This window comes from Acinetobacter sp. TAC-1, assembly GCF_029025845.1.
GTDB classification, from domain to species: Bacteria; Pseudomonadota; Gammaproteobacteria; order Pseudomonadales; family Moraxellaceae; genus Acinetobacter; species Acinetobacter guillouiae.
Genome location: NZ_CP118892.1, coordinates 1338351 through 1356239, shown reverse-complemented (window position 1 = coordinate 1356239; position 17889 = coordinate 1338351). Strand labels below are relative to the sequence as shown.

Annotated in this window: 16 protein-coding genes and 1 tRNA gene; 7 read left to right on the top strand and 10 right to left on the bottom strand. The window is 38.7% G+C overall.

All coding sequences use genetic code 11. From position 1 onward, the window contains the following. Positions 1 to 48: 48 nt before the first annotated feature. The 3 genes from PYV58_RS06265 (at position 49) to PYV58_RS06255 (ending at position 1662) form a co-directional block, all read left to right on the top strand. Entirely contained in the window at positions 49 to 429 is a 381-nt protein-coding gene (locus PYV58_RS06265; RefSeq protein ID WP_004722340.1) for a copper resistance protein CopC, read from the top strand. Between the two features lie 67 nt (positions 430 to 496). Further along, positions 497 to 1378 (top strand): CopD family protein, encoded by an 882-nt coding sequence (locus PYV58_RS06260; protein ID WP_004801541.1) that lies wholly within the window; start codon positions 497 to 499, stop codon positions 1376 to 1378. A 14-nt stretch (positions 1379 to 1392) separates the two neighbouring features. Next, positions 1393 to 1662 (top strand): hypothetical protein, encoded by a 270-nt coding sequence (locus PYV58_RS06255; protein ID WP_004722342.1) that lies wholly within the window; start codon positions 1393 to 1395, stop codon positions 1660 to 1662. Between the two features lie 103 nt (positions 1663 to 1765). On the opposite strand, the gene PYV58_RS06250 is transcribed toward PYV58_RS06255, so the two are convergent. From PYV58_RS06250 to PYV58_RS06235, 4 genes are all read right to left on the bottom strand, one after another. After that, entirely contained in the window at positions 1766 to 2665 is a 900-nt protein-coding gene (locus tag PYV58_RS06250) for a hypothetical protein (RefSeq protein WP_004801544.1), read from the bottom strand. A 146-nt stretch (positions 2666 to 2811) separates the two neighbouring features. Next, positions 2812 to 3939: a lambda-exonuclease family protein gene (locus tag PYV58_RS06245; protein ID WP_004801545.1), complete on the bottom strand. Its 1128-nt coding sequence runs from the start codon at positions 3937 to 3939 to the stop codon at positions 2812 to 2814. Between the two features lie 146 nt (positions 3940 to 4085). Beyond that, a complete protein-coding gene (locus PYV58_RS06240) occupies positions 4086 to 5141 on the bottom strand; it encodes a DUF932 domain-containing protein (RefSeq protein ID WP_004801549.1) in 1056 nt (351 codons plus the stop codon). A 63-nt stretch (positions 5142 to 5204) separates the two neighbouring features. Continuing rightward, the gene (locus tag PYV58_RS06235) at positions 5205 to 5522 is read right to left on the bottom strand and encodes a hypothetical protein (protein WP_275059723.1); all 318 of its coding nucleotides are present in this window, start codon (positions 5520 to 5522) and stop codon (positions 5205 to 5207) included. A gap of 800 nt (positions 5523 to 6322) precedes the next feature. Here PYV58_RS06235 and PYV58_RS06230 point away from each other — a divergent pair. Both PYV58_RS06230 and PYV58_RS06225 read left to right on the top strand, forming a co-directional pair. Next, a complete protein-coding gene (locus PYV58_RS06230; protein ID WP_004801554.1) occupies positions 6323 to 7444 on the top strand; it encodes a hypothetical protein in 1122 nt (373 codons plus the stop codon). A 113-nt stretch (positions 7445 to 7557) separates the two neighbouring features. Next, the gene (locus PYV58_RS06225) at positions 7558 to 8067 is read left to right on the top strand and encodes a hypothetical protein (protein ID WP_004699703.1); all 510 of its coding nucleotides are present in this window, start codon (positions 7558 to 7560) and stop codon (positions 8065 to 8067) included. Between the two features lie 71 nt (positions 8068 to 8138). On the opposite strand, the gene PYV58_RS06220 is transcribed toward PYV58_RS06225, so the two are convergent. From PYV58_RS06220 to PYV58_RS06210, 3 genes are all read right to left on the bottom strand, one after another. Continuing rightward, positions 8139 to 9068 (bottom strand): hypothetical protein, encoded by a 930-nt coding sequence (locus PYV58_RS06220; protein WP_004699700.1) that lies wholly within the window; start codon positions 9066 to 9068, stop codon positions 8139 to 8141. Between the two features lies 1 nt (position 9069). After that, positions 9070 to 10404, bottom strand: a complete 1335-nt coding sequence (locus PYV58_RS06215; RefSeq protein WP_004699698.1) for an inovirus-type Gp2 protein — start codon at positions 10402 to 10404, stop codon at positions 9070 to 9072. A 216-nt stretch (positions 10405 to 10620) separates the two neighbouring features. Continuing rightward, positions 10621 to 10794 (bottom strand): AlpA family phage regulatory protein, encoded by a 174-nt coding sequence (locus PYV58_RS06210; protein ID WP_228127864.1) that lies wholly within the window; start codon positions 10792 to 10794, stop codon positions 10621 to 10623. A gap of 149 nt (positions 10795 to 10943) precedes the next feature. Here PYV58_RS06210 and PYV58_RS06205 point away from each other — a divergent pair, with 149 nt between their 5' ends. Next, a complete protein-coding gene (locus tag PYV58_RS06205; RefSeq protein WP_004801557.1) occupies positions 10944 to 12293 on the top strand; it encodes a hypothetical protein in 1350 nt (449 codons plus the stop codon). A 445-nt stretch (positions 12294 to 12738) separates the two neighbouring features. Here the strand turns inward: PYV58_RS06205 and PYV58_RS06200 are convergent. Beyond that, positions 12739 to 12828, bottom strand: a tRNA-Ser gene (locus tag PYV58_RS06200). A gap of 98 nt (positions 12829 to 12926) precedes the next feature. After that, complete coding sequence (locus PYV58_RS06195; RefSeq protein WP_004823046.1) at positions 12927 to 14960, bottom strand: NADPH-dependent 2,4-dienoyl-CoA reductase; 2034 nt, start codon at positions 14958 to 14960, stop codon at positions 12927 to 12929. Positions 14961 to 15223: 263 nt separating this feature from the next. Here PYV58_RS06195 and PYV58_RS06190 point away from each other — a divergent pair, with 263 nt between their 5' ends. Then, on the top strand, positions 15224 to 16048 hold the full coding sequence (locus PYV58_RS06190; RefSeq protein ID WP_034618114.1) for a hypothetical protein: 825 nt from the start codon (positions 15224 to 15226) through the stop codon (positions 16046 to 16048). Positions 16049 to 16174: 126 nt separating this feature from the next. On the opposite strand, the gene dld is transcribed toward PYV58_RS06190, so the two are convergent. Further along, positions 16175 to 17872: a D-lactate dehydrogenase gene (gene dld / locus PYV58_RS06185; protein WP_034618112.1), complete on the bottom strand. Its 1698-nt coding sequence runs from the start codon at positions 17870 to 17872 to the stop codon at positions 16175 to 16177. Between the last annotated feature and the right edge of the window lie 17 nt (positions 17873 to 17889).

Genomic DNA, 17889 nt, shown 5'->3' with positions numbered 1-17889 from the left:
TCATTCGGTCATTACTGAGCCCAAGATTAGTTTAAAGAGGATGAAGAAATGAAAATTTTCAAAAATAAAATGTCAGCTCTACGTAACACTCTCGTAGGTGCAACACTGATTGTTACTGCTTCAAGTGCATTTGCACACGTGAAACTTGAAAGTGCAATTCCTGCGATCAATGCTTCTGTAGCAAGTCAACCAAAAAACATAACACTCAATTTTGGTGAAGAAGTCATGCTAATGAACGTTAAGTTACTTGATGCCCAACGTAAGGATATCCCTTTGAACTACCAAATAACTCATGATATGAAAAAATCATTTGACGTAGCGGTTCCAAAACTAAAAAAAGGAAAATATACGGTGGTTTGGACCACAATGGGTACCGATGGCCATAACATGAATGGTGAATATAATTTCACTATTAAATCGGCAAAATAACAATGAGTGAAAATAGTCAACATGCCAGCAGCTTGCTGGCATGTTGCTATAATAAAGGGAGAAAAATATGATTCCTGAGACTTGGATATATGCAACATGGTTGGTTAAAGTCATTTTATATTTAGGGATTGCATTTGTTATTGGCGGTGCTTTCTGCTATTTCTTACTTGGACGTTATGTTGAAATCAAGGAGACTATTCTAAAATACATGACTATTGGTACAGGTTTAGGCCTTTTTTCAAGTGTTCTCGGCTTCTTCATTCTTATAGGAAGTTTTGCCAACACTGGCCTTTCAGGTATGTGGGATAGCAACTATATAAATATACTAGTCAATACTCCTACTGGACATGTCTCTATCATTCGATCAATCAGTTTTGCACTTTTACTCATATTTATGATAGTCAAACTTAGTAAAGGGACGATTGATATTTCCAAAACTGAAGGAGCAATCTTTACCATACTGCTCACACCAATCGTTTTAAGTTTTTCACAACTCGGACACGTCACGAATTTACCCTTATTCGCTCAAGCTTTGTTATCAATACATGTACTTGTAATGTCCTTATGGATGGGGTCGCTTTATCCATTATGGAAAACAAGCAAAAAAATTAATGGCTTACCACTTAAAGAACGTATGCATCTATTTGGGCAAATAGCAGCCTTTATTGTAGGAATACTCATCGCTTGTGGTCTTAGTATTGCTTTATTACTCTTTAAAGATTTTAATACTCTAATCAATACACCTTATGGGCATGGATTTATTATTAAAATATTATTTGTCCTAAGTATTTTATTGTTAGCAGCCTTTAACAAATGGTATTTCACACCTCGCTTACAAGACCCGAAATTTGCGAAACAATTGGGCTATGCCATTTTATTTGAGATGTCATTAGGTCTATCAATTCTTTTAGCCACTGGTTATATCACCACTGTAGTCGGTATTGAGTAAAAAAGGATCACGCTATGACTTCATGGATGAAGTACAATTTATTATTTTTCATTTTTTTGAATACGACATCATGGGCTGAACCTAGCACTTCAAAAACGATTCGCTCCTTAGATGATACCGAATTACGTAATATCACTGATCATAATCATGGCGACACCAAAGTCGAAGAGAATAAAGACCATCATTCTAAAGATAAACAACTACGTAATGAAGATAGTAGACAACAAAAAGTTATAAATGGATTAATGTTACAAAAGCCTAACGTACTACCGCCCTCCAAATAAACGATACTTAAGTAATGTTTATTGATTCAATAAGTAGTTCAAATTTTTTAATAAAAAATAGTAGCAATATTACTGTTGGGGGCTTCTTAGCCCCCAACAGTATTTAATTCAGAGCTTGAACCGACTGCTGTAAGCCTTTCTGAATATCTTGAACATGAGTGAGATCATGCGTTTGCTGATGCTCTGTTTGAGATTCAACGCTGTAAAACTCCTCCACTATATCCAAACCCTCTTCACCTCCCACCTCAAAGCAGGCATTACCATAACCCTGCCGTGCCACATGATCCAAAGCCTCCTGATAGAACCCTGCTGTCTTACTTTGTTCATCCATCTGTTTGGCTGAACTAATCGCATCTTTCAGGTTTGTGCCATCACGTAAAGTCAGATCCACGTAGTAGATCGGGGTACGGTAACTTTGTGTGGTGCTTTTACCTCGCAAGGTCAATTGCAATGGCAAACAAGAAAGTAAGTCACCCGATGCTGCGTGATAGTAACGAAGTCGAGCTGCCAAAGTGCGGATGCTGTTAAAGCCTGTGGTTCTAAAGATGAAAGTACCAAACTCATCTGATTCATCTAAGTTGACGTAGAGTCTGCCATAGGGCTTGCATAATCCACCCTGTGCCAATGGACATAAATCAGGGGATGGACAAGGATGTTGTTCAATGCCATTTTGACCGAGTCGCTGACAGCTTTCGCCATTGCCTGAACAGATTAAACGTCCAGTTTGGCGGTCAAATAGGCTGTACTCTGCTCTTAAGTTGAGATCGGGATCATTGAAGATCATGCGGACTGGAATGCTTCTCAGCTTTTGGTTCTGATTGGGCGCTTTGGCACGTAGTTGCTCATCCAGTGGATGTTTGACCCACCCATCTTTATTTTGGATTTGGCTGGTAATGGTAAATTGATCATCTTTTTCAGGCAGACGTTTTCCATTCTTTTCGACAATTTTGCCGATACTGATACGCCCCAACACAGGTGGGGTAATAGCTAAACCTTTAATCATGATGATGTACTCTATATAGATGTTGAAATGGCGTTTAAATTTGGATAAATAAATTTTGGGCATAAAAAATCCCATACTTGTTTGGGGTATGGGATCAGTTGGTTGGGGTGTTAGTTAAATTGAAATGGGTTACTTGGGTATCAGCCCTATCCACCATTCGGATAAATCTGAAAGCGTCGTGTTCCTGCTTTGGTTTGGGGAAATTGCTGTAGGTATTCAGGATGCTGTTTAAGCAATGATTTACTGTCTAGGCTGATTGAGTCTTGTGATTTCTTCCATGTGACTGAACCACCTGTAAATACCGCTCGCTCTGCTTCTTTCATCATCATTTGTAGTTGATGTTTCAGTTCATCAAAATACTGCTGGTGTTGTTCAACTTTATGTCGCTCCTCTAGTAACTGATTAAACAAATAATTAGCTTGTTCATTTTGGGTCAGGTCTTCTACTGTTAATGGAATCTGTTCAGGATAAAGTTGTTGCAAGGCTTTAGCTGCTGAATCCGAAGCATCTACACTGGGTGGAATACCTGTTTCGACACATTGCCAGAAATGACGTTCCGCATTAATGATGTGCTGAATCACAGTTTCATTACGAGTCACTTTATAGATTTTGGTTTCATGCCCACAGATCAAGGCACAAATATGTGCTGCCTGTTTACCTGTCACTGCCAATTGATGCTGTACCTGACACAGCACATATAAAGGCACGCCATCTCGCCATAGTTTTGCGCCATATTCCCCCACGGTTTTACATTCCAAAATTTGCACTTCTTCATTACCGACTACAGCATAATCCAAGTTCGCCAACATAAACTGTTTGTCTTCATCAGGGTGTTGCAATACTGCATTAACTCGACGGACTTTATGATTGGTGTGCATGCTGTAGTATTCAGCCACCAAAGGTTCTAGCTTTTTTCCCCAGTACAAGGGTGCGTAACCTGCACTTTCATCCTCGATGTTTTGTTGCATCCGCCCTGTCTTGATCATCCACAGTTCCAGCATCGACATATAGGGATTCAGTCCACAGGCCGTTGCTGCATCACTGCTGCCAATACCCTGTTTTCTGACTTCTAACCATTGTTGATAGTTCATCTGTTTGGTGTTGGCAAGTCTTTTTGCTGTAAGGGCTTTGGTCTTTCGTGGTTGCGTATTCGGTCGATCTCGTTTGGTTCGGGTTCCCACCTCAATCTGCTGAATGGATTGATTTAGATTCGGTAAATAGGGTTGTAGTGGTGGGTTATTTAGCGTGTTTTGAATTTGAGTATGACTATTCATTGCAATTATTCCTGTATCGATAAAATCGTAAAAGCTGAATTTTGGGCATAAAAAAGCCGCATGAGGGTGCGGCTAAAGGTGTTGCTGTGCTTGTACGGTGTTACTGTATGCTTAGGCTAATGGAGCTGGCTTAATTGAAACTGAATTTAGGCAATCATTCTCAATGCCTGTTCCAGACCACGCTGTTTAATGGCAGCCCCTGCACCAAACCATGCTGAATCGAGTCGATGATCGGTACTCATCGCTCGACGTTCATGGTCACAGAACTCGGTGATGCTGCACAATAATCCATAAGCGGTATCCTTGGCTGAACTCAGTTCTGCACCACGTCCATGTCCGTTAAACATGGTCATGACTTTCGACATGGCACGTCCATTTGGCTCGGTTTTATTGTCCGCTTTGGTTGGGGTGTTGATGCCTTGGTTTGGCATAGCAGCATTTCGATAGAACTGAATGATGCTTTCATCTTGTTCAGCCATAGTTAGGTTGGTATTGTTAAACACCGCATCAAAGAAGGCTGCTGCTTCCTGCTGAGTTACCTTACGCTGGCTCAGTTGTTTCATTTCATACATGTGTTCATCCCATGCACGGACTGAAATACCCAACTGTTGTTTAACTTTCTCAGCATCGAAACGAGTGCTGTGTGGGACTTTAACCACACCTGCACTGGTATTTTGTCCTTTGAGAGCAATTGCCAAAGTATTGTTACATACCACCCGGATACTGGTGAACTGTGCAGTGGTTGCTAGAGTGCCATCACAAGCCGTCGCTAGTAGAATATAGCCATTACTCACATCCTTACCCTTGAGTGCTGAAGTCTGTCCAGTCTTGGCTAATGCCCAGAATTTCTTGCCACCTTTCAGTACCCCTGCGGTTTCCAGTTCAAAGCCTGATTGCTCCGTCAGGTCTTTGTAGAAGTGTAGGATTTCCATCGGTTGGACTTCTTGAAAGCGTTGGCTGACCACGGATAAAGGTGCATGCGTATCTGAACGGTAAAGCACTCGTTGTTCTTCAAAAGGCATGATGATGCTTTGTCCACGTTCATTCTGTGCCATGTAATTGACATCCGAGGATTCTATCCGCCAGTCCATGCCTGCTTGTTGTGCCCAAACCTCGATGGGTTGGTTTGGTGTGAGTTCATTGCCTAACCCATGCCAAGGGGTTTGTCCAGTGAATGCCATAGTTTCAACTAAATGTGCCATAAGAATAATTCCTGTATCGATTTTGAATGGGTAAAAGGGTTCGATTTAAATTTTGCTAAATACTTAATTGCGTAAATTCGGGCTAAAGCTGCGGTCACAGTTGTTGCAGTAATACTGTTTGCGATAAGTTGGGTGAAGCGGTTGTTGCTGTTCATCTTCAGTGATCAACATCCAGATACCGCCAATCAGTACCCCAACGATTGCACCTGCAATTGGAGGAATATTCAGGCTTTTGGAAACACTCACTCCTAATGTGGCAAGTGCCATCGGTGACATCACACTATTGGAAATGGGGTTATTGGTTGAGGTACTGGGTAAATGTTGGGTTGATTCAAACAGTACCGTCTCTCGGGACTGGCAATAAGGACATGGCAAACTCATTGTGGTATTTCCTGTAAATGAATAAAAAAACCTGCTGGGGAAGCAGGCAAAATGATTGCAATGTAGCTGAAGCATGTATTGGTGCTATCTCAAATGGAGAAACACTGTTCTCAATTAGATGCTATGTATTTGTATTTTTTTAGAATGCGTTTTTTTTCATCAGTTTTAGGCAATTTTTGAATGATGATTAAACAGATCAATTGACCTGTTTTTTAGCAGCGATTATGATGCAAGGGCTGACCTACATTGTCAGTCGGTTTTGACAGACCGCTCATCTAGCGCATCGGAGTTTATTCATCTGAGTATTCTTTGTATGTGTAAAAACCTTCTCGTCCCCCTTTGCGGTAGAACGGGAGGGGGACGCGTTCGCGCGTGCTGGTTCTAGATGTCCAGTCTGTCAACCCCTTTTCGTTCTGCCACCATAATCAATTGACAGTGATTCGGTAGAACTTCTAATTCATCTAGGAGTCAACCATGACGCAATTTACTGTGCTTTATTATTCCCCTGCACTTTCTCTGCCTCTCAGGCATTTTATTCCAATTCATTTATCACACGCTTTCACTGTGTCCTGATTGACTCAAGGCATCAATTAACTGCTGCATCCATTTTGGTCAGTGGTGTTTTGTGCTGGATAAAAATCATGAAATTCATCGCACAGCTTATTTTGGTTGTCCTTATTGTGCTCAGTAACAGCATCGCTAGAGCCTATGACAGCCAAGCAAAATGTATTTGAAATTACAGACAATTTCATAATTCATTTTTAAAAACTTAAAAAATATTGGATGGGGAAAATAATAGGATGAAATACATTTCAATTGCGCTGCTCACCAGCCTTGCGTTGGTCGGCTGCTCAAAACCACAACAAGATGATGTAGAGAATAAAGAACTATCTCAAAAGATTGAAAACATGTCATTGAATGATGCTGTCCCTGCACAGGCTGTTTCTTCTCCTTTGATTATCGCTCGCAATAAAATTACACCTCCGCTAACAAAGACTGGAGAAGACTTTCAGGAACTCATCAAAGATGAGGGGTATTTTTCCTTTTATCCACCGTATAAAACCATCTATGGATTGCAGATGTTTGCTGAAAATGACGATGTTGCAGATTATTGTGCAAACTGCGTGTATTTCCAGTCCATTCTCAATGATTTAAGAAATGTGCTGGCTTTAAAAAACAATCAAGTTTTAGTGATCGGAAATACAGGTCAACAGTTTCCTGCATTCACTTTTGCTTTAGGTGATGACTATTCTTTGCGTGCAGCGCATGATACGGCAATCAATTATATAAGATCGACAATGCAGGTGACTCCACCACAAAAAGATCAATTTGAGAGTACAGAACAATATCAACAACGTATTCAGACACTTCAAAATGAGTTGGATACTAAAAATGCCCATCTAAATTATGACTTGAAGCTTTTAGAACTCAGTTTAAATGCTACGTCTGGTCAAAGTCTGTTTATGCCAAGCAGCTATACACCGAATGATCGACCAAATGGTCCGATTGATAATTTTGTTTATTACGATGCTGATTCGAAACAATTACATTTTGAGAATATGAATTTCGCATCTGATCTTATTGTGAATTTCACAGCCCCATCCACGCCAGAGTTAGCACAAAATATTATTACGGCTAGTGGACAGAAGTATGTCGGTTACATTTTTAACTTCAATAATCATAAATTGGAATTAGAGAGCTTAGTCATTTATCAGGCCAACAACACTCAAGCTGATTCTGCGAATGAACCGATTGCCATCCTTGAACCGAGCACCATGTCCTTTCAACGCAAACATTTCAACGGCATAGAAAATGCTCGATTAAAGCAATTTGATGTGACACTGAAAAAGCCAATTCCTTTTGATTTTAGCTTGGAAAACTACACGCCGATCGAAAAGGTATTTAAAAAGATCGATGAGTAATTCCCACTTTTATAAAAAGTAAAAAATTGATTGACCAAACAATTAAATACACAGAGTTGGGCTTTCACCCAACCCTGTAGATCACAATATTCGATTAAATATAGGCATGTGTAATGAATTTTATTCCATCGATTGTTTTATCCAGTGTGTTGCTACTGACTTTAACTGCGTGTAATTCAGGTAACGATGCACCAAAACCAAAGGATACCCCAACTCAAACAAGTGAGCATAGCACTGCTGATGCGACTGAAACTCCGCCTCAATCTGAAGATGATTTTCCAGCCGTTGATAAATCCTTTCTGGAAGATGAGTCATATAATGCTGAGGAAGGGACTGAACCCACTGTACAAGAACAATTTGAAGTCCGTGTCCGTCGTGAAGAATCACAATACTCCATGACAGGCTATACCGATTTGTTAAACATCATGTCCTTGAACGATGCGCCAACCACCATCACAGGGGTTTTAATCAACCGTGGTAATTGCAGAAGCAAAGGCACTTACGATTACCAAAATATGCGCTATGGCTCAGTGGCAAAAGTCTACTTGGGCTGTTCCGCTGAATATGTCCGTGAAGTGACCATCACCACCAACAGTGGTTTGACCTATACCTATAATTTTTAGAGATTTAATCACAGCGATTTATACAAGCATAAAAAAGGCGTTCTAATCAGAGCGCCTTATATTTGAAAAGTTTACTTAGCAGGGATATTCCCTGTATAGCTTTGCCATAAATAGGAAATATGCTGACTCATATACCGATAAAGTTTGAGGGGGCCATTTAGAAACTCAAGCTGTTTACTCCAGTAGCTACGCATATCACTGTCCGCAAAGTAACAGTGTTTTTCCCAAACCAAATAAGGTGATCCTTGCACAAGCTCATGTCCCTTGTGTAAACAAGCCCCTCTCCATACCCGTAAGATAAAATCAGAATATTTACACTCATCACCAATCACATAAATGATGGCATGGACTGAATAAAATCCATTCAGTGATTTCACAATACGCCATTGCACATCATACAGCTTGCCAGCTAATTCTTCGGATTGATGTAATCTTTCCAGCCATTTACTAGCAAGTTTTGGTAATTTAACTTCGGCATCAAATTGTAAGGGAATAGTAAACATACAAGGTAAATCATAGATCATACAATTGATCTGCTTATGTTTGTCTAGACAACGTTTAAACAATGCCTTTTGGAATTTAATACTTTCATTAATTGGTTCAATAAATTTTGTATATTCCAGTGCAATCCGTCGTTTCAGAAACTTATGTTTAAATTGATCATGAATAAGCTCTGCATTCTCTACAAGGTAATTCATATTACCGTAATGAGAAAAGCCTACTGTATCAAAGATTGCAGCCCAATAAGGATTTAGTTGAAATCCATGTAATACCAAACGGTGATAATGCAGCCAAGGTAGAGAATTTAAAAATATACGATAATTCTTATCCAAACATTTGGGTGATCGTTTATCCATAACCGCTAGTTTCCCATTTTCAATTTGAGCTGCATTTTGAATACTCTGTCCTAAGAACAAATGAGTATTAACATCCAGCATGAATGGGATAATTGGTGTCTGCGGTATATAGTGTGCTTGAGGAGTCGCTGAATAATGAGTCATTTCATGCCTCCTTTTGACCAGTATTTTTAAGAGATTTACCCATTTTTATCGCAACATCCTTAGCAATATTTTTACCAAATACACGTATGAAGTAGGCTTTATCATTTCTAAGGTTTTGCTCATTCTCTTCATCCTGCTTAATCCTTTTATGCACAATGAATTGGTCTCTTTTGGTTATATAACGGATGGCTTTAATCAAATACTCGTATTTTTGTTTATCACTGCGATGTAAGGTGCCAATACCGACATCTTTGTATTTGCCATTGTGAGCATCAATATTGCAATTATAGTAAGTCCCCTCATCACCAATCACTCTTTTCCAGACCTCACCAATCTGTTGTGCTAACTTAATGTCCTGTGAGTGTTTACGACCATCGAGAAAGAAAAAACAGTGGTAGTGATAGCCCGTTTTTTCGGCAAATTCCAATTTCCATAGATAGCCCAATATACGTAAATTTGAAGTACGCTTTAAATAACGAAGGCATGTGATTAAATCTGCTTTGACTTGGGCAAGTTCAGGGTTTTGTGTTTTTCCATAACGAAAATCGACACGAGCAATGACAATTCTCGAATGTTTAGCCAGTATCGTATCTACACATTCTGTAGCGACCTTTTGCTGATATTGGGAACGTTCCCTTCGTTTTTTCTGTTGGTATTTGAATTCCTTTTCTTGAGTTAGCAAATACAAACGTTCAATGAATAGATTAATTAATTCTGCATAACAAATTGAAGTTATTGTTCCATCAGTATTTCTTAGCTGAATAATATCATTGGGGTAATGTAGATAAAAATCAGCATGAAAATAACCCTTTAGAATTTCGTTATACGCTTGCATAACAATCTTATGATGCTCACAATCATAATGCTCTAGAGGATCAAACCCTTGGATGAGTATTTGCTTTAATAATTCAATGAATTTTTTATCAATAGGCTCATACCATCCATGATACAGAGTGCCTTTGATCTTACGATAAGCCTGCACATAGTTGTGTTTTAAGATTTGTTTTACTAATTCAATTTCTGAGAATATTTTCTCAGCTTCAGGATTTGATCGAATTTCATATTGGTTATATTCAGTGTTGAAATCTAATAAGTAATCCAATGCCAATGAGCTTGAATGCTGATCGTCTGCTGCATTGAAGCATTCTTCATACATTGAATTGAGTAAAGACTGTTGCTCTTCCAATGGTGCTGTAATCTGAATGGGCTGATTAGATGAATCAGTATCAGTTATTTCAGTCTGCTGATTTAGAAAGTGTTCAGGTACTTGTGTTAAGTATTCATGTGCTAAAGCAGGTGTTTGATTATTACTCATAAGATAGGATGATTGATTCATAATAATGAACTTCTCTGTACGTAATTACACCTAACAATTTGTTAATTAAGTCAATTTATATAATAATTAATATTATTAGATATACTGATCATATAAGTAACACAAATGGTCAGGCGTAAAAATCACTGTAATCCCATGACCTCGAAATCAAGGAATTACAGTGTTATAAGGGTTAATAGGGTATGTGAGAGTTGTAAAGATATCTTGCTAATCTGGTTAGCTTTTTTTTGAATTGATCCAATCAATTATGTCCTGCTCTAACCAACCAACGGCTGATAGTCCCAATCTAATCGGACGAGGAAAAGACGAATCATATCTCTTGGATTTCGGGTTCATTTTGTCATACAGACTTGATTTACTTAAACAGACTAATTCTGTTACTCCTTTCATTCTAAGAATCTGATTTTTTTTGGTTTCTGAGGTTTGCATTGTTTACTCCGATTTAAACCTGATGTGGATGTCTTCGGATATAAATATGCTCTAGAATCCTCAGAAACATCAGCAAAACAAGATTCACAATTGTTAAGTAGCGTATTTAAATGAGTAATCCCGTCTTCGATCATGAAATTTACAGAATAGCTCACCCTGTAATGCAAAAATTAGTAAAGCAAGCTGTAAAAGCAAGAGAGTTTCAAGCAACTTTCCCAAATCTGTATAACGAGTTAATACGTATTAGGGATGTAATATTGAGGCAACTGGTCAACCTGCTAACTGAAAAATATAAAGAAAGAAAGTCACTACCTATTGAGCAAATCAAGATTGAAGTAGAGATAATTGTCTTTGGCAGACAGTTACTCAACCATGTAATGGGATATTGTCAAACAAGGCAATTAGTGGATGAAGATATATTTTTGTTAAACCATTTACTTCAACCAGATGAACTAACATCAATATTTGAAGAACTTTATTGCATATTTTGGGAAAACATCAAAAGTTATGAAGAATGGACACAATTCCCCAATTTTTCGACAAACCTCAAACGTATTTTGAACGAAAAGTATTTCTTACCTGACTTGTTACCATTCTGGGATATTAAATCTCTATTTTTGGATTATCTTAAAATTTATATTGAATATCATAATTTTAAGAATAGCAAAGATATAAAAGGCACAAATATAACTCAAGTCCCTTCATATCACGAAGTTAGGAATGCAATTAAAGGATTGAAAATTTATGGTACACCACTACAGAAGTCCACAAAATCATTTATTGGATGCTCTCCGTTAGATGCCAATTTGCCACCTTCAAAGTTCATAAATCTTCATCTAAATCTAGAAGAGGATGTTAGCAATCTGCCTGTGCTTTTAAGTAAATTTATACATGAATTTATGGCTACAAGATTAGATAATCAGAGAAATGGGACAGATGCCCAGCCTATTATTGACAATAAGGTTTCTGAAAAAATTCATAGCTTGAGCATCATTTTAGATGATTGTGCAAATTCACTTGAAGTACTCAAAAGAGCTGATGCAATTCTTACTGCGCTAATCAGCCTGATTTACTACGATAAAATTTTTGAAACAAAGATCAACAAGGGTAACATCCAGCAGTTTGAATCAGCGAATTATTCTAAATTTATGCTAAGTGAAATTCACGGCTCTGCAAACCAAACTATAATTGAGAATGCTATCAATCAAGATCGTCGCAACTCAATCAATCATACAGGCATGGATTATTTTTCCGATTTGTTCCAAACGCTTTATGAATTACTTGAAAATGATAAAGATATAAAAACCATAAAGCCTAAAAAAGCAACAATATTTATCACTTGTGGTATGAGGGACATACTTTATGAACATACATTTAGTAAAGCAAGTCTAAGTAAAGGTCTAAATGATATGGTGAAAAATTTATCACCAGAAAATTTATATGAGATCATCAATCTGTAAGGATGCAGACAACTTAACAGTCCGTATGATATACCAGTATCATCAAATTTATGGGTTTAACATCACTTACAAGCATCTAAAGAATATGGGTAGATTTATTTTTTTACAGTCTGCCCATAATTATGAATCGATAAAATCTCATAAACAGAATGTATAAGATCAAGAAAACTCATCCAAGATGAAAGTAAAGATAAGCAACAGTAAAAAACCAAATACAACAGACCATTCAAGCATAAGACCAAAGTGGATATTTGCAAAATTCCCCACCTTAAAATCAGTTTGGAATTCTACTAGAAATTTTCTTTCAACTAATATGATGTCCAAATAAGTAAAAAGATGTCTCTTTAGATATCACCTAATCCAATGTTTGATGAGGGGTAGGTTGAGGGGTAAAATCATAGATAAAAAACAAGCCCTTGTAAAAACAAGGGCTTATTTAAATATTTGGCGGAAGCGGTGAGATTCGAACTCACGGAGGACTCACACCCTCGTCGGTTTTCAAGACCGGTGCATTAAACCGCTCTGCCACGCTTCCATGTGCGCAAGAATACTAAGCTTTTCCAACTCTGACAAGAAAAAAATAGACTTAAACCATTCAAATGCATATTGTTTCATCAAAATAGATGATTTTGATTAAAGTTTAGCTGCTATTTCAGCACCTTCACGAATCGCACGCTTTGCATCAAGCTCACCAGCCAATTTTGCACCACCGATAATATGGTAATTTGCTAAAGTTGACTCACCCTCTTGAGGCATTAAGTCCTTAACGGATTCCTGACCTGCACACACCACAATCGTGTCGACTCGTAACAATTGATCATGACCATTGCTTTCAATCCATAATCCTTCATTGGTGACAGACTTGTATTGCACGCCACGCATCATTCTTACCGCATGTTTTTTCAATTGTGCACGGTGTACCCAACCCGAGGTTTTACCTAAACCAATACCCAGAGGTGTGGTTTTACGTTGCATCAAATATATTTGACGAATTGGTTGCTCTACTTCAGCAGGAACAAAACCACCTTCAGTCATATAGTTTGGATTTGGGTCTACACCCCACTCGCGTTGCCAATCTGCCAAAGGTTGCGGTTGCGGCTGATGCTCAGGTTTTAACAAATATTCCGACACATCAAAACCAATACCACCTGCACCAACAACAGCGACTCTGTTCCCAACAGGTGCGCCACGCAAGACTTCCGCATAAGACAATACTTGCGGTGCGTTACTGCCTTCAATATTTAGACCCCGTGGAATCACACCTGTTGCGATCACCACATCATCAAAACCTTCACGTTCTAGTTGCTCACGATTCACCTTGGTATTTAAACGTAAGTCCACACCAGTTTTTTCAATCTGAACCTTAAAATAACGTATGGTTTCATGGAATTCTTCTTTACCTGGTACAACTTTAGCAAGGTTAAACTGCCCACCGACCTCAGTAGAGGCTTCAAACAGAGTCACCTGATGTCCACGACTTGCCGCAATAGTAGCTGCTGACATTCCAGCAACACCACCGCCAACAACCGCAATTTTCTTCGGTTTTTTTGTTTTAAGATAAACCAGTTCAGTTTCATGCGCTGCTCGTGGGTTCACCAAACAACTTGCACGCTTGTTTTGAAAACTATGATCTAAACAGGCTTGGTTACATGCAATACAAGTATTGATTTCATCAACACGATTGGTTGCGGTTTTACTTACCCAAAAAGCATCTGCCAATAATGGACGCGCCATTTGCACCATATCCGCTTTACCTGCTGCCAAAATTTCCTCAGCAGTATCAGGCATATTAATTCGGTTGGAAGCAATGACAGGTACAGCGACATGCTTTTTCACTTCTGCAGTGTAGTCTACAAATGCAGCACGCGGGACAGAGGTTACAATCGTGGGTACACGTGCTTCATGCCAACCAATCCCGGTATTGAGTAAAGTAATACCTGCTTTTTCTAATGCCTGTGCAACAGTGATCACTTCATCCATGGTATTACCGTCATGGACCAAATCGAGCATCGACAAACGGAAGCAAATAATAAATTTTTCACCAACTTTGGCACGAATCGCTTTTACAATTTCGACTGCCAAACGCATACGGTTTTCAATTGGCCCGCCCCAACGGTCTTCACGTTGGTTCACATGGCGACTTAAAAATTGATTCAGTAAATAGCCTTCTGAACCCATAATCTCTACGCCATCATAGCCGGCTTTTTTTGCCAGACTAGCTGTTTCAGCATAATCTTGAATGGTTTCAAGAATCAGTTTGTCACTCATCTGACGTGGTTTAAACATCGAAATCGGTGATTTGATTGGGCTTGAAGATACAACAAACGGTTGATAACCATAACGCCCTGCATGCAGAATTTGCATCAGAATTTTTGCACCATGCTTATGTACAGCATGTGTGACTAAACGGTGTGGTGCAATATCACCTAAAGTATTCATCGTACCACCGGCTGGCAACAACCAACCTTGGCGGTTTGGGGAAATCCCCCCTGTAATAATTAGCCCAACACCACCTTTGGCGCGTTCTCCAAAATATGCAGCAAGTTTTGGGTAGTTATAAAAACGATCTTCTAAACCTGTGTGCATTGAACCCATCACGACACGATTTTTAATGGTCGTAAATCCCAGATGGAGTGGTTTTAAGATATTTGCATAGCTATTTGTCATGATGAATCCTTTAAGTTTGGCTTTGCAACTTGTTGCATACTACTTTATCGAGTTTTAATTTTTTTTTGATGGCAATTTTTGATATTTTCATCGTAGATAGTGTCAATTCTATCTGTCTTACCCACAGCAAGAAGCAACACATCTTAATATGACTCAAATAAAAGAAAAGTGTTATACAGTTTTATAACAATCTTCTGTGTCAATTTTCGTTATTTTGCAATATAACTGCTGAATAAAAGTAAATAAGAAAAGGCATCAACCTTATGAGCCACCCGGTATTTTTAACCAGTTCTACCTTTAGCCATATGCCAAGAGGTAGTCAAAATCAATGGGCAGAGTTTTTTCAAAGCGCATCTTTTGAACTCGAAGCAAATGCATTCATTCCGATTTTATGGTTTATGCTGTTTAAGCAAGAAAATATTTTCTGGACAAGATATATAGATGATCTTGATATCAACGATGAACGCAACCAAGTTGATCTAGAAGAACGCCAAGAGGACTTTGGTGAGAGTCAGTATGCTTATTTAGTTATTGATCAACAGCAAGCACTCGTCAATTTAGCAGCGCGTAAACCCTTATTTATAGAAATTTTTGGGGTAGAAAATAGCTACCATTTTGATGACTTTAAATCTTTAATCGAACAACATTATCCTGAGTACATTTTATTACGCACCAGTGGTTTACCCTTGGATTTAAATGATGCCCATTTCTTAACCCAATTGTTACAACACATTGAAAATACAGCACAAGATCATTCACAACAAATTTCTTTTATTGAAATGCAACGTATTGAGCTTGCACGTTTTGATGATCATCCCTATTTCTTTTATGGTGTGAATCTACATGCCCCTATTCACGATTTAAATACCAAAGAAGATCCGTCCACACCAGATCAAATTGCCCCTGCTCCATCTCAACAACCTTCAGCAACTTCGGGGTTGGCGATTTGGGTTTGTACAGCGATCGTTACGATCTTAACCATTGCAATTTGGTTTACCACACAATCTGCACTCTACACGGTTGTTACCTTCTTTATCAGTGCTTTTGTACTTGGATTTATTTCCTCTAAATTAGGCGAACAAAAATAAAAAATAGCCATGCTTTTGCATGGCTATTTTCATTAAATAAATCAGTTCATCATCTAGCACTTTTTTAACAGACTGTTTATCTGATTAATCATCATGAAAAATCCAAATTAACACGACTCAATATCATCACTTCCAGTATTTTAATTTACTGGTCTGCCCAATGCCGACATTAAAGCTATTGGTTGGATCAAGCTTTTGATAATGATTTTTTAAAGTAGGTTTCGCAATATATAAATGTCCTACATTGTGTTCCGCAGGATATTCTGCACCACGGTTATCCAGCAAATGCCACATCTGATGTTCCATCGCCAAAGGATCTACCCCTTTTTTGACAATATAATCTTGATGAAACACATGGCAGAGGAAATGTCCGTAATACAATTTATGGGTAATTAAATCATCCATCTCTTGAGGTAACGTCTCTACCCATTCACGGTCGTTACGGCGTAAAGCAATATCCAGCGCCACAATATCTTCAACTTCCGAACGATGCGTATCACGATAGCGAATTGCTGCACCTGCCACTGCGAAACGATGTAAAAAAGCCTTACGCCCTTCTTCATCCGTACAATGGAAAAAATCACCTGATGTTTTATGTTGAAAATATTCTTTTAAAAAGCGTTCTACTTGCTCAACATCCTGATTTTCGATACGAATCATCAAATGATGTTCATATAAATCACGAAACTCATTCATCCGTTTTGGTAAATGATTCGGCAGCAGCTTTGTCACCATCTGCAACATTTTATCAGACAAACTGCGTAAGCCGATTTTTTCGAGATACCCATCCACCTTATCTTTTAATGCAAATGCAGCAGGCACTTTTGCAGTACCAAATTTCTCGATAAACATAAAGGTATCTTTGCCATATTCAGCACCGATATCATAGGCAACACGATGAATGTATTCACCCGCAATCGGTAATCTTGGCAAATCTTTGAGTAAGAAACGACGGATTTCCGTCAAATCATCATGTGAGTTGGTCCCCACATAAAATACCTGACTTGGAATTTTTTCAAAGGTGTCTAAACGTACTGCAAAGACACAGACTTTACCTGCAGAACCTGAAGCTTCAAATAAACGTGATGGATCCGCATTGAATCGTGCAGGTGTATTTTCATCAACCTGTTTAACATCATGCGCATAACGATGATCAGAAGCACAACAACTGGCATTATTAATAACATCATTGAATTGATAGTTTTTATTTTCGAGTTTTGTCAAAATTTCTTCAGGTGTTTCACCCAGATTCACCCCCAAGTGATTGACTAACTCTAACTCACCTGACGCATTGACCTGTGCATAAAGTGCCAGTTCAGTATATGCAGGACCTCGGCGGACCAATGCTCCACCTGAGTTATTACATATTCCACCTAAAACCGATGCACCAATACAAGATGAACCAATCACTGAATGCGGCTCACGATTATAGTGTGCCAACTCTTTTTCAAGACGATCTAAGGTTGCACCTGGTAAGCAAATCACTTGCTGACCTTGGTTAATCACTTGGATACCCGCCAAACGACGTGTACTCATTAAAATAACGGGTCGGTCGTAATCATCACCAAAAGGTGTTGAACCACCTGTGAGCCCAGTATTTGCAGCTTGCATAATCACAATACAGTCTGCATTTACAGCAGCTTGTAGCACTTGCCATTGTTCAAACAAGGTTCCAGGAACCACAACAGCCAGCACTTGCCCTGAGCCATAACGACGACCCTGACGATACAAGCGGGTAGCATGATCATGAGTTAAAACGTGTTGCTGACCGACGATGTTGATCAATTGCTGAATGGTGTGTTGTGAATCAATATTAGATTGCATTTTCCCTATCCTATTGA